This window comes from Mesorhizobium sp. M0207, from assembly GCF_040321995.1.
Taxonomy (GTDB): Bacteria; Pseudomonadota; Alphaproteobacteria; order Rhizobiales; family Rhizobiaceae; genus Mesorhizobium.
The window spans coordinates 161899-175038 of sequence record NZ_JAMYSQ010000012.1; the positions used below are offsets into that span (position 1 = coordinate 161899).

The 13140-nt window shown below is 61.9% G+C and carries 13 protein-coding genes; 8 read left to right on the plus strand and 5 right to left on the minus strand.

From position 1 onward, the window contains the following. Nucleotides 1-3 precede the first annotated feature (3 nt). On the plus strand, nt 4-2472 hold the full coding sequence (gene clpA, locus NKJ15_RS17985; RefSeq protein ID WP_352613749.1) for an ATP-dependent Clp protease ATP-binding subunit ClpA: 2469 nt from the start codon (nt 4-6) through the stop codon (nt 2470-2472). 93 nt (nt 2473-2565) lie between these two features. Here the strand turns inward: clpA and NKJ15_RS17990 are convergent, their stop codons facing one another. From NKJ15_RS17990 to NKJ15_RS18005, 4 genes are all read right to left on the minus strand, one after another. Next, complete coding sequence (locus NKJ15_RS17990; RefSeq protein ID WP_352502384.1) at nt 2566-2997, minus strand: HIT family protein; 432 nt, start codon at nt 2995-2997, stop codon at nt 2566-2568. A gap of 120 nt (nt 2998-3117) precedes the next feature. Beyond that, nucleotides 3118-4332 carry a GNAT family N-acetyltransferase gene (locus tag NKJ15_RS17995; protein ID WP_352682816.1) on the minus strand — a complete coding sequence of 405 codons (1215 nt, stop codon included), beginning with the start codon at nt 4330-4332 and terminating at the stop codon, nt 3118-3120. Between the two features lie 40 nt (nt 4333-4372). Next, nucleotides 4373-5101 carry a glycerophosphodiester phosphodiesterase gene (locus NKJ15_RS18000; protein WP_023674925.1) on the minus strand — a complete coding sequence of 243 codons (729 nt, stop codon included), beginning with the start codon at nt 5099-5101 and terminating at the stop codon, nt 4373-4375. Between the two features lie 14 nt (nt 5102-5115). Then, nucleotides 5116-5580 (minus strand): RidA family protein, encoded by a 465-nt coding sequence (locus NKJ15_RS18005; protein WP_352448812.1) that lies wholly within the window; start codon nt 5578-5580, stop codon nt 5116-5118. A 138-nt stretch (nt 5581-5718) separates the two neighbouring features. Here NKJ15_RS18005 and NKJ15_RS18010 point away from each other — a divergent pair, with 138 nt between their 5' ends. The 5 genes from NKJ15_RS18010 (at nt 5719) to tsf (ending at nt 10347) form a co-directional block, all read left to right on the plus strand. After that, the gene (locus tag NKJ15_RS18010; RefSeq protein ID WP_023674927.1) at nt 5719-6546 is read left to right on the plus strand and encodes a cell envelope integrity EipB family protein; all 828 of its coding nucleotides are present in this window, start codon (nt 5719-5721) and stop codon (nt 6544-6546) included. A 135-nt stretch (nt 6547-6681) separates the two neighbouring features. Continuing rightward, nucleotides 6682-7980 (plus strand): lysophospholipid acyltransferase family protein, encoded by a 1299-nt coding sequence (locus NKJ15_RS18015; RefSeq protein ID WP_352816530.1) that lies wholly within the window; start codon nt 6682-6684, stop codon nt 7978-7980. 43 nt (nt 7981-8023) lie between these two features. Further along, nucleotides 8024-8302, plus strand: coding sequence for a DUF4031 domain-containing protein (locus NKJ15_RS18020; RefSeq protein ID WP_352816533.1), 279 nt, complete (start codon nt 8024-8026; stop codon nt 8300-8302). 204 nt (nt 8303-8506) lie between these two features. Next, the gene (rpsB, locus tag NKJ15_RS18025) at nt 8507-9304 is read left to right on the plus strand and encodes a 30S ribosomal protein S2 (RefSeq protein ID WP_031211288.1); all 798 of its coding nucleotides are present in this window, start codon (nt 8507-8509) and stop codon (nt 9302-9304) included. A gap of 119 nt (nt 9305-9423) precedes the next feature. Continuing rightward, the gene (gene tsf, locus NKJ15_RS18030; RefSeq protein WP_352471655.1) at nt 9424-10347 is read left to right on the plus strand and encodes a translation elongation factor Ts; all 924 of its coding nucleotides are present in this window, start codon (nt 9424-9426) and stop codon (nt 10345-10347) included. On the opposite strand, the gene NKJ15_RS18035 is transcribed toward tsf, so the two are convergent. After that, on the minus strand, nt 10337-11287 hold the full coding sequence (locus tag NKJ15_RS18035; protein ID WP_352816536.1) for a LysR family transcriptional regulator: 951 nt from the start codon (nt 11285-11287) through the stop codon (nt 10337-10339). The two genes, tsf and NKJ15_RS18035, sit on opposite strands and share 11 nt — an antisense overlap. 114 nt (nt 11288-11401) lie before the next feature. Between NKJ15_RS18035 and NKJ15_RS18040 the strand changes: the two genes are divergently transcribed. Next, on the plus strand, nt 11402-11830 hold the full coding sequence (locus tag NKJ15_RS18040) for a nuclear transport factor 2 family protein (RefSeq protein ID WP_352540566.1): 429 nt from the start codon (nt 11402-11404) through the stop codon (nt 11828-11830). 53 nt (nt 11831-11883) lie between these two features. Further along, entirely contained in the window at nt 11884-12990 is a 1107-nt protein-coding gene (locus tag NKJ15_RS18045) for an aldo/keto reductase (protein WP_352816538.1), read from the plus strand. The last annotated feature ends 150 nt before the right edge of the window (nt 12991-13140 follow it).

Genomic DNA, 13140 nt, shown 5'->3' on the forward strand with positions numbered 1-13140 from the left:
AACATGCCGGCTTTCTCCCAAGGCCTGGAAAAGGCGCTTCACCAAGCGCTGACGCTCGCCAATGAGCGGCACCATGAATATGCAACCCTTGAACATTTGCTGCTCGCCCTGATCGACGACACCGAGGCGGCCGCTGTCATGCGTGCCTGCAACGTCGATCTCGACGAGTTGAAGCATACGGTCCTCACCTATATCGACACCGAGCTCGACAACCTCGTCACCGGCTACGATGAAGATTCCAAGCCGACTGCCGGTTTCCAGCGCGTCATCCAGCGCGCGGTGATCCATGTGCAGTCGTCAGGCCGCGAGGAAGTGTCCGGCGCCAACGTGCTCGTCGCCATCTTCGCCGAGCGCGAGAGCCACGCCGCTTACTTCCTGCAGGAACAGCAGATGACCCGCTACGACGCGGTCAACTACATCTCGCATGGCATCGCCAAGCGCCCCGGCGCTTCCGAGACGCGGACGCCGCGCGGCGCCGACGACGAGCAAGGCAGCCAGAGCGGAGCCGAGCCGCAAGAGGAAGGCGGCAAGAAGAAGCAGCAGCAGGACGCGCTGACTGCCTATTGCGTCAACCTGAACAACAAGGCCAAGGCCGGCAAGATCGATCCATTGATCGGTCGCGAGAGCGAGATCAACCGGACCATCCAGGTGCTGTGCCGCCGCTCCAAGAACAACCCGCTCTATGTCGGTGATCCTGGCGTCGGCAAGACGGCAATCGCCGAAGGCCTCGCCAAGCGCATCGTCGAGGGCGACGTTCCCGAAGTGCTGCACAATGCCACCATCTTCGCGCTCGACATGGGCACGTTGCTGGCCGGCACCCGCTATCGCGGCGATTTCGAGGAGCGGCTGAAGCAGGTCGTCAAGGAGCTCGAGGATTATCCCGGCGCCGTGCTGTTCATCGACGAAATCCACACCGTGATCGGGGCAGGGGCCACCTCCGGCGGCGCCATGGATGCGTCGAACCTGTTGAAGCCGGCGCTGTCTTCGGGCGCGATCCGCTGCATCGGCTCGACCACCTACAAGGAGTTCCGTCAGTTCTTCGAGAAGGACCGCGCGCTGGTGCGGCGCTTCCAGAAGATCGACGTCAACGAGCCGACCGTCGAGGACGCCATCGAGATCATGAAGGGCCTCAAGCCCTATTTCGAGGAGTTCCACAAGGTCCGCTACACGAGCGAGGCGATCAAGGCTTCGGTCGAACTCTCGGCGCGTTACATCAACGACCGCAAGCTGCCGGACAAGGCGATCGACGTGATCGACGAGACCGGCGCCTCGCAGATGCTGGTGCCGGAAGCCAAGCGCAAGAAGACCATCGGCATCAAGGAGATCGAAGCGACGATCGCCACCATGGCGCGCATCCCGCCGAAGACAGTTTCCGCCGACGACGAGAAGGTGCTGCAAGGCCTCGACATCGAGTTGAAGCGCGTCGTTTACGGCCAGGACACCGCGATCACAGCGCTGACCTCGGCCATCAAGCTGGCGCGGGCCGGCCTGCGGGAACCGGAAAAGCCGATCGGCTCGTACCTGTTCTCGGGTCCGACCGGTGTCGGCAAGACGGAAGTGGCCAAGCAACTCGCCGCGTCGCTCGGCGTGGAGCTGATCCGCTTCGACATGTCGGAGTATATGGAACGCCACACCGTTTCGCGGCTGATCGGTGCCCCTCCCGGCTATGTCGGGTTCGACCAGGGCGGCCTTCTGACCGACGGCGTCGACCAGCATCCGCATTGCGTGCTGTTGCTGGACGAAGTCGAGAAGGCGCATCCGGACCTGTTCAACATCCTGTTGCAGGTCATGGACCACGGCAAGCTGACCGACCATAACGGCAAGCAGATCGACTTCCGCAATGTCATCCTGATCATGACCACCAATGCGGGCGCGTCCGATGCGCAGCGCGCGGCCATCGGTTTCGGTTCGACCAAGCGCGAAGGCGACGATGTCGAAGCGATCAACCGGCTGTTCACGCCGGAGTTCCGCAACCGTCTCGATGCGATCATTCCGTTCGGCTCGCTGCCGGTGCCGGTCATCCATCAGGTGGTGCAGAAGTTCGTCATGCAGCTGGAAGCGCAGCTTTCCGAGCGCGGCGTGACATTCGACCTGTCGCAGGAGGCGATCGCATGGCTGGCCGACAAGGGCTATGACGAGCGCATGGGCGCCCGGCCGCTTGGCCGTGTCATCCAGGAGCACATCAAGAAGCCGCTGGCCGACGAGGTGCTGTTCGGCAAGCTCAAGAAGGGCGGCACGGTACGTGTCACCGTCGAGAAGAAGGAAACCGGCGAGACCGGCCTGAAGCTCGAATCGCTCGCCGACGAGGCGCCGGTGAAGCCGAAGAAGGAAGAGCCGGACGACGTGCCGAAGGCCAAGAAGGCCGTGGCGAAGAAGCCCGCCGCGAAAAAGGCGGTGGCGCCGAAGCCGGAGCCGAAAGGCAAGGATGGTGGCAAGCGCAGCCTTGTGCCGCAACTGCCGCGTAAGAACTGACGAACCAGCCAGTAAAAAAGCCCCGGAAACGGGGCTTTTTTTGTGACACCTTCCGGTTAACCGCCCGGCGCCCGCCAGAGCGGTTGCACCGGTTCAGCTTGCCAGCGCCATCCGTATCTTGCCGGCGTTTTCGGCCAGGACTTCAGGCTTTTCCATCTGTCCGCTGTGCGGTTTCAGGGGAATGCCCTCGAAGCGCGGAATGACATGGACGTGAAGGTGAAAGATAGTCTGCCCCGAAGCTGGTTCGTTGAACTGCATAACCGTGACGCCATCGGCATCGAAGGCCTTCTTTACGGCCCGCGCAACTTTCTGGACGTGAGCGAAGAGCGGGCCAAGCACCGCCGGATCCGCGTCAAGCAGGTTGCGCGACGGCGCTTTCGGCACCACCAGCGTGTGACCCTGTCCTTGCGGCATCACATCCATGAAGACAATGACCGCGTCATCCTCGTAGACGCGGTGCGAAGGGATTTCTCCGCGCAGGATTTTGGCGAAGATGTTGCTGCTGTCATAGGTTGCTTCGGCCATGGCGCGCGCTCCGGTTCTTGGCTCGCTGTCTCGTGTAGCGAAGCTGTTCCGGGCGGGCAAGACGATCGGTCGACATCGGCCGTGCCGGCCCGCTCGGCTGAGCGATTGGGGCTCGCTACTCTACTCCGCCATGTCCTTGCGGAACGGGGTGTGCTCTTCCAGATATTCGCTCATCCGCTCGACTTCGCGCCGCTCGCGCTGGAGGTAGTCGGCCACTGCATTGCGCAGACCTGGATGGGCGATGTAGTGCGCCGAATGCATCGTCACGGGCCGGTAGCCGCGCGCCAGCTTGTGCTCGCCCTGCGCACCGGCTTCAACCACCTTCAGCTTGCGCGAGATGGCGAAATCGATCGCCTGATGGTAGCAGACCTCGAAATGCAGGAACGGGTGGTCCTCGATGCAGCCCCAATTGCGGCCGTAGAGCGCGTCTGAACCGATGAAGTTGATGGCACCTGCAATGTAGCGCCCGCTGCGTTTGGCCATGACCAGCAGGATGTCGTCGGCCATGCGTTCGCCGATAAGTGAGAAGAAATCGCGGTTGAGGTAGGGCCGGCCCCATTTCCTGCTGCCGGTATCCATGTAGAACGCGAAAAAGTCGTCCCAGGCCTTTTCGGTCAGATCCTTGCCGGTCAGCCAGTCGATCGAGATGCCGTCGGCGAGGGCCTCGCGCCGCTCTTTCTTCATTGCCTTGCGCTTGCGCGAGGCTAACGTTGTGAGAAAATCGTCGTAGCTCGAAAAGCCTTCGTTGAAGAAGTGAAACTGCTGGTCGGTGCGATGCAGGAAGCCGGCCGCCGCCAATACCTGGACGTCGTCCTCCGGCGCGAAAGTAACATGCGCGGAAGACACGCCGAGCTTATCCGTCACCGCCTTCAGGCCGGTCGCAAGACCGGCCTTGACGGTGGGGATGTCCTCGCCCCTGCCGACCAGCAGGCGAGGGCCGGTGACGGGTGTGAACGGCACCGCGCATTGCAGCTTCGGATAGTAGCGCCCGCCGGCGCGTTCGAACGCGTCCGACCAGCCATGGTCGAAGACATATTCGCCCTGGCTGTGCGACTTCAGATAGCAGGGGACCGCTCCGAGCAACATGCCTCGCGCGGTTTCCAGCCTGAGGTGATGGCCTTGCCAGCCTGTGCGCCGAACAGCGCAGCCGGAATCTTCCAGCGCGCTCAAAAAAGCGAATGAGACAAGCGGGTTGTAGCCGTATTCTGCATCGCCGCGTGTAGTGCCGCCGAGGCTGTCCCATTCAGCGCTGGTAAAGGCGCCGATGCCCGCGGCGATGCGGATCGACAGCTCCGCATTCGCCGTTTGTCTTTCACAGTCGTCCCCTTGATCCATGAGGCTTACTTAAGCTCGCTGCGGACCCATACAAGCCCGCTCAGGCAAGCCGTACCAGATCGGGCTCGAATCCTTCGAACGTCATCTGGTCGGCATATTTGAAGGTCAGGTCGACGGCAGGCTGGTCGTGCACGGTCCAGGTGATCACCGGCATACCGAGTCTCTCTCGCACGAAGGAGACGAACCGGTTCGGCAGGTCGCCGGCAGCGTAGGAGGTGAAGGCGATGTCATGCGCCAGCATGGCGAAATGCGCCTCGATCAGGTGGTTGTCGTTGCCGTAGGCGGTCAACCCGCCGGGTATGCCGGGTGCATATTTCGGGAACTCGCGGATCAGCCAATGGTCGAACGACATGATCGCGGTCTTGCCCTTGTAATGCTTGAGCATCTTGCCGACGCTTTCGACCAGGCCTTCGTCATGCCCGGCAGCACCTTTCAGTTCGACAACCATCGGCACACGGCCGTCGACCAGATCAAGCGCCTGCTGCAGCGTCGGCAAATGGTCGGCGGTGCCGCCGACCTTCAGCGCCGTGATCTCTGCAGCCGTACGCTGCCAGACGAAGCCGTCCTCGCCGGTCAGCCGCCGCAGATCGCCATCGTGGATGATAACGGGGACGCCGTCGGATGACAGGTGCACATCGCATTCGATCGCGTAGCCGCGCTCGGCCGCCGCAGCGAAGGCGGAAAGGGTGTTCTCCCAGCGCGTCTTGTTCATGTCGTGGAGGCCGCGATGGGCGACGGGCCGGGCGGTCAGCCAGGAAAGATCGGTCATGGTTGCAGTCCCGGTCATTCGACTTCGAAGATCGCTTCGATTTCCACTGCGGCATTAAGCGGCAGGGAGGCGGTGCCGACGGCGGAGCGAGCGTGCTTGCCACGATCGCCGAGCACGGCGGCGAGAAAATCCGAGGCGCCGTTGGCAACCAGATGCTGTTCGACAAAATCCGGTGCCGAGGCGACGAAGACAGTGATCTTCACCAAGCGACGGATTTTCTCGAGATCGCCAAGTGCCGCCTGAGCCTGGGCCAAGATGTTGATCGCACAGTATTTTGCGGCTTCCTTGCCGGTCGCGGTGTCGACATCGCGGCCAAGCAGTCCGCTCGCCTGGAGCTTGCCCTCCTTGAGCGGCAACTGCCCGGCGGTGAACAGCAGATTGCCGGTCCGGCAATAGGGCACGTAATTGGCGGCGGGCGCGGCGGCGGCCGGCAGCGTCACGCCGAGATCGCTTAGCCGCTTTTCGATTGTTTCGCTCATGCTATTTCCCTATTGCTTGAAGGTGCCGCGCAGGCCGGGCCGAAATTGCTATTTTTGCCTCGCTTCCGCCACGACTTTTTTTAAGCTGGACCATCTTTCCATGCGGCTTGCCACTAGCCGCGATGATCGGAGCACCCCATGCGCGCAACGCGCCTTGCATTCAACGCCGTTCTCTTGACAGCGGCTTCCTGGGCGGCTCCCGCTTTTGCCGTGCCTGCGCTGCAGGCGCATCGTGCTGTTTACGACATTTCACTCGACAAGGCCTCAGACCGTTCCGGCATCACCGGCATCACCGGCCGCATGGTCTACGAGTTCAACGGCTCGCCTTGCGAGGGCTATACGGTAAAGTTCCGTTTGGTGACCCAGATCGTAACCAGCGACAACACAAGGCTGACCGACCAGCAGATGACCACCTTCGAGGATGCCGAGGGCAAGACCTTCTCCTTCGTCAACAAATCCTTTGTCGACCAGAACCTCGACAAGGAGGTCAAGGGTACCGCAACGAAGGAAGCCAACGGTCTCAAGGTCGATATCGACAAGCCCGAGAAGAACAGCCTGGAACTCGCGCCGACCCAGTTCCCGACCCAGCAAATGGTCGAAATGATCGGCAAGGCGGAAAAGGGCGAGCGTTTCTACGAAACCAACCTGTTCGACGGCTCTGAGGACGCCAACAAGGTGGTGACCACCACCGTCGTCGTCGGCAAGCAAGCCGATGCCGACAATGCCGATCCGGAAGCGCCGGCGCTGGCCAAGCTCGCCACCGACAAATACTGGCCGGTCGACATCGCCTATTTCGATGATGCCGACAAAGGCGGCGAGGAGGTGCCGGAATACCGGATCAGCTTCAAGCTGCACAAGAACGGCATCACGCGCGATCTCGTCATGGACTATGGCGAGTTCTCGATGACCGGCAAATTGGTCAATCTGTCACTGTTCGATCAGCCTAAGACCTGCCCGTCTAAATAAGCTCGAGTGAACGGCAAGCCGCCGGCCGCTATCCGGGATAGTAGCGCTTAATCTTGCGGGGCAAGTCGCATCGACTTGAGCATGCCGCAATTGCCTATCAACGTTTTATTACGGTATGCGCCGCGGGGGAGCAGGTTGAGCAGGATCGACGTTTTTGTGGCGCCGCGGCCCAATGCGACACTGATCAACGCTATGACATTCGTCAACCGGATTGTCATGCTGCACGGCATTCCGGGGTTTCGCGACCTGTTGCCATTCAACCGTCTGGCCGGTTTGCGCGGCGTCGCCAATGTCCGCCACATCGATTTTCCGGAGGATGACCGGCAAAGGCTGAAGGCTTGTTGCGGCGCGGGCAAGGCGACGTTCATCACGCCCAACCATCCTGAATTCTTTACCGACTGGATGATCGACAAGGAGGTCGTCTCGCGGGTAAGCCCGCTGGCGGCATCCTGGGCCACGCACGGCGTCGTCAACGGGCTTGGCCGGCTGATGCAGAAATTCTGGTTGGCCAACAATCTGATCGCGCAAATCCCGGGCAACAGCGCGGCCGCCAAGGAACATTCGGTGGCCTGGGCGCTGAAGGGGCACGGCGTGCTCCTGCATCCCGAAGGCGGTGTCGGCTGGCATGCCAACATCATTGCCCCGCTGCTGCCGGGCGCGGTCGAAATGGGGTTCGAGGCGTTGAAGCGCGGCCGCCTGACGGATCCGGATTTCAAGGTTTGGATCGCGCCCGTGATCTGGAAGCTTGCTTTCACGGGGAATGTCGAGGCAGCGCTGGCAAAGGAATGCGCCTATGTCGAGCACAGCCTGAAAATCGAACGCCGTGCCGCCGATTCGCTGCCGGAGCGCATCCATCATATCTATGCGACGTTGCTGTCGCGCGATGAGGCTGCATATGGCCTGCGGTCCGATGAGCGGGCTTCGTATGACGCACGTCAAAAGGACCTGCTGACCGAACTCGGCCGTCGCCTTGCCGAACTTGTCTCGGTCGACGCCGGCACGCTCGACAATGCCGACCTTTTGCGCCGTTCGCGGCGCTGGCTGCGGGAAAGCACGGATGGCAGCGGAAGCCAGAAGCAGGTCCGAACGCTGGCAGATGCGATCCAGCGCCTGCAGCGTGTCGGGCCGTGGGCTTCAGCCAACCCGCGCATCACGCAGGAGGAGATCGCCGAACATTTGAAGCGGATCCGCAACGATTATTGCAAGGGTACGCTGCGCGATACGATCAACCGTTTCGTGCCGCAGCCGGCAGGCCCACGCCGCGCCTATGTCCGGGTACCGGAGCCGCTAGGCTTGCACGCCTATCAAGGCTCCGTCGAGGAGACACTCGCCGAACTGCACGACCGGATGCAGGAGACCGTCACCAGGACGATGACGCAACTCGAGGCCGGTGGCGGCTTCATTTTCTATGCCAATCCCTTCTATCATCGTTAGCGGCGTGTTGGTCGGCGCAAGATGAAGGAGTGCGGCAAATCTCATGGCGGTCTATGTCGATGCGGCGATCTGGAAATGGATCGGCCACCGCTGGTGTCATCTGCTGGCAGACGACACCGACGAGCTGCATCGCTTTGCCGGGCAGCTCGGCATCAAGCGCGCGTCCTACCAAGGACCGCCGAAGACATCGGCACCGCATTATGACATAACCGGGTTCGAGCGCGACCGCGCAGTGCGGCTAGGCGCCATCGAATGCACCCGCGAGGAGATCGTCGCTGTTTTCCGGCGTGTGCGGGTGCCGAAGGGGAAAATGCGACAATGACACCGGTGCGCTGATCGCCGCACGCTGAGCCGCAAGACGCCACAGCGCTTGCGTTTGTCGCGCTTCCCCTCTATATGCGCGCTCATTCCACACACGGACTTTGGTGTCTGCCCGGGAGAAATCCGGCTGAAACCTCCGGTGGCGTTCGAGGACAAAGTCCAAAAATGCCTGTGTCCGTGGAGGCTAACCGGAAAGGAAATAAGAATGGCTCTGCCTGATTTCAGCATGCGCCAGCTATTGGAAGCTGGCATTCACTTCGGCCACCAGACCCACCGCTGGAACCCGAAAATGGCGCCCTATATCTACGGCGCCCGCAACAACATACACATCATCGACCTCTCGCAGACGGTGCCTTTGCTGCACCAGGCGCTGAAGCAGGTTTCCGACACTGTTGCCAAGGGCGGCCGCGTGCTGTTCGTCGGCACCAAGCGCCAGGCCTCCGACATCGTCGCCGATGCCGCGCAGCGCTCGGCCCAGTACTATGTCAACTCGCGCTGGCTCGGCGGCATGCTGACCAACTGGAAGACGATCTCGAATTCCATCCAGCGCCTGCGCAAGCTCGACGAAATGCTGGCCGGCGAGGCTCAGGGCCTGACCAAGAAGGAGCGCCTCAACCTCGACCGCGAGCGTGAGAAGCTCGACAAGGCGCTGGGCGGCATCAAGGATATGGGTTCGACGCCCGATTTGATGTTCGTGATCGACACCAACAAGGAAGCGATCGCCATTCTCGAGGCCAAGCGTCTCGGCATCCCGGTCGTTGCCATCATCGATTCCAACTGCGACCCGGACAAGATCGACTTCCCGATCCCCGGCAATGACGACGCGGCCCGCGCCATCCAGCTGTATTGCGATCTGATCGCCAAGGCAGCTATCGACGGCATCGCCCGTCAGCAGGGCGCGCTCGGTGTCGATATCGGCGCATCGGTCGAGGCTCCGGTCGAGCCGGCGCTCGATCAGACCCCGGCCGCCGAGAGCCCGGCAGCCCAGACCCCGGAAGCATAGTAGCGAAGGCCGGCTGCGGCGTTCATCTTTCCAATATGTTGGCGCGGTAAGCGCTACCGGCACCAGGCGCATCATCGAAAATCGATGGTGCGTCAGTGCATTTAGACAAAGAGGCGACAATGAGCATTTCGGCTGCACAGGTCAAAGAACTCCGCGACTTGACCGGCGCGGGCATGATGGACTGCAAGGCGGCGTTGAACGAGACCAACGGCAATATGGAAGAAGCCATCGACTGGCTGCGCAAGAAGGGCATTTCCAAGGCCGACAAGAAGGCTGGCCGTACCGCTGCCGAAGGCCTGATCGGCGTAGATTCCGGCGTCCGCGAGGCAGCGATCGTCGAGGTCAATTCCGAGACGGACTTCGTTGCCCGCAATGCTGCGTTCCAGGAGATCGTCGCCAATGTCGCGAAGGTCGCGCTTGCCTATGGCGGCAAGACCGAGGCCGTTGCCGCCGCTCCCTATCCGGGCTCGGGCAAGTCGGTCGCCGAGACCATCAAGGACGCTGTCGGCACCATCGGCGAGAATCTGGGCTTCCGCCGCTCGGCCAAGCTCACCGTCGAGCACGGCGCTGTCGCAACCTACGTTCACAATGCGGTCGCCGACGGCCTTGGCAAGCTCGGCGTGCTGGTGGCCATCGAGACGACAGGCAACGCGCATGCCGCCAACGCCTTCGCCCGTCAGGTTGCCATGCATGTCGCTGCCACCAATCCGATGGCCCTGACCACCGAAGAGCTCGATCCGGCCGCAGTGGAACGCGAGAAGGCGATCTTCGCCGACCAGGCGCGCCAGTCCGGCAAGCCGGAAGCGATCATCGAGAAGATGGTCGAAGGCCGTTTGCGCAAGTTCTATGAAGAGGTCGTGCTGCTCAAGCAGGCTTTCGTGCTCAATCCCGACATTACCGTCGAGAAGGCGCTGAAGGATGCCGAGAGCGAAATAGGCGCGCCAGCCAAAATCGCTGCCTATCTGCGCTTCGCGCTCGGTGAGGGTATCGAGAAGGAAGAGACCGATTTCGCGGCGGAAGTCGCGGCAGCGGTCAAGAAGTAACTATTCGTTTGAAAGGCTTTTTTCGGCCGGGTATCCGCGAGGATGCCCGGCCGATTTCTTGCACGGTGTCGATGAAGGCGCGGAGCTTCGGGGCCATCGCGGCGCGGCGCGGGAAATAGAGGAACAGTCCCGGTTCCTCGATCGATGCCTCGCCAAGGACTTCAACCAGCCGGCCTGCCTCGATGTCAGGCTTGACAAGCGGCTCGAACAGATAGGCGAGGCCGATGCCGGCAAGCGCCATTTCCCTTGCCGACAGCGGATCGCTGACGACCACGCTGCCGCGTGTCTCGACGCTGATATCCTTGCCCTGATCGGATAGATCCCAGTGATAGAGCGCACGTGATCGCAACAGCCGATAGCCGATGCAGTTGTGCGCGGCGAGATCGGCCAACGCCCATGGCCGCCCGCGCCCGCCGACATAGGCCGGCGAGGCAACGATGATGCTGCGGAAAGGCCCTGTCAGTCGCACCGTCACCATATCCTCGACGATCATCTCGCCCAGCCGGATGCCGGCGTCGAAACCCTCGCCGACGATATCGCTCAGACGTTCGTCGGTGACGATCTCCACCGTCACGTCAGGGTAACGTTCCGCCATCGCCGTCAGGATGGGCATCAGCGCCAGAGGCAGCGCCAAACGCGGCGCGTTGATCCTGAGCAGTCCGCTTGCCCGGCCTTTGACAGAGCGGATACGTTCGATCCGGTCGGCAATGTCTTCCAGCGCCGGCTCCGCCGCAGCGACAAGCGCGGTGCCAGCCTCGGTCAGCGAGACGCTGCGCGTGGTGCGGGCAAACAACGGCTGGCCGATTCGCTCCTCTACCAGCCGAACCGCATGGCTGACCGCTGACGGGCTCATGCCGAGCTCGGCGGCTGCCGGCGCGAAGCCGCCACGTCGCGCGACGGCAACGATTACAGGTAAGTGGCTAAGCAGATCGCGGTCCATTCATGCATGATATCGCATAGTCCATTCGCATAATGCAATCTTATCGGCGGGGAAAGGAGGGCGCATCTTTGGCTGCATCACACGGCAATCGCCGAGCAGCCAAGGAGACGTCTAATGACCGACCTCGATTCCGAACGAACCCGTAATCTCGAGACCGTGCGTAAATTCTTTGATCTGATGCACAGCAAGGACATTGAGGCATGGGGCGACCTTTGGGCTGAAGATGGCCGGATACTTGTCTTCTACCCGCCGGCAGGATTTGGAAACAGCATCGATGGTAAGGCCGCGATCCTGGCGGCCTTCCGAGGCCTCTTCGGTAATTTCGAATCCTTCGATTCGCAGCTGACAGCCATCTATCCGGCAGCGGATTCGGACGCGATCGTCGTTGAGTACAAGAACCGCGCGGTGCTGATCGGCGGCACTGAATACACCAACAGCAATATCGCGATTTTCCACTTCAAGAGCGGTCTGATCAGCGCCTACCACGACTATTTCGATCCGCGCCGCTTCCAGGTGGTGGTCGATGCTCTGGCCAAGGCCTGACTGCGTATCCCAGGCAAGACCTCAATCCCGCTTTTCAAACTTCAGGAGAAATCATGACCATGTCCTACTACACGCTCGGCAACAGCGGGCTGCGTGTCACCCGCCTGGCGCTCGGCACCATGACGTTCGGCACGGAATGGGGCTGGGGCGCGGAGAAGGAAACCGCACGCGCCTTGGTTGATGCCTATGTCGAAGCCGGTGGCAATTTCTTCGATACCGCCGATCTCTATACCGGTGGCACGGCCGAAACCTGGCTCGGCGAATTCATCGCCGAGCGTGGGCTGCGCGACAAGGCGGTGATCAGTACCAAATTCACCTACAACGCCGAACCGGGCAACCCGAACGCCGGGGGCAACGGCCGCAAGAACATCCTGCGGGCGATAGACGGTTCGCTGAAGCGGCTCGGCACCGACTACATCGACCTCTACATCCTCCATACCTGGGACAGGCTGACGCCGCCGGAGGAGGTGATGCGGACGCTGGACGATCTGGTGCGCGCCGGAAAGATCCGGCATGTCGGTCTGTCCGACGTGCCGGCCTGGTACGCAAGCCGGGCGCAGGCCGTCGCCGAGCATCGCGGCTATGAACCGGTTTCGGCGCTTCAGCTCGAATATTCGCTGGCCGAGCGCAACATCGAGCACGAGTTCGTGCCGTTCGGCACGCGCTATGGCGCTGGAATCATGGTCTGGAGTCCATTGGCCAGTGGCCTGCTCAGCGGAAAATACCGTTTCGATACAATCGTCAAAGATGGTGGCCGGCTGGAGACAATGCGTGGTTCGACCAATCCCGGTTTCCAGAAATTCACCGATCGCAACTGGCAAATCGTCGCCGAACTGGAGAGGGTTGCCGGCCAGCTCGGCCGCAGCATGGCCCAGGTCGCCCTGAACTGGACGGCAAACAGGCCAGGCATTGCGTCCGTCATCGTCGGCGCCACCAGGCTTGACCAGCTCAAGGACAATCTCGGCGCGCTTGATTTCGACATTCCCGAAGATCTTCGGGCACGGCTCGATGCGGTGAGCCGGCCGGTCACGCCCTTTCCGTATTCGTTCTTCGGCCCTGAAATACAAGGCGGCCTGACCGGTGGGCAGGCGGTTGGCGGTAAGCCGGCAAGCTATCTGCCGGATCTGCTCATGCGAGGAACTTTTGCCGGCGTGAGCTGACGGCTATCCCGGTCCACGATCTCAACTTTCCGGCTCGGGGGGCCCCGGGCAAAAACGGCGCCCGAAGGTTTTGGGAACCCCCCAGTTTTTGGGGGGGCCCCAAAACCGCCCCCCCCCCCAGACAGAGGCCCCCAAGACGGGGAGCACCAC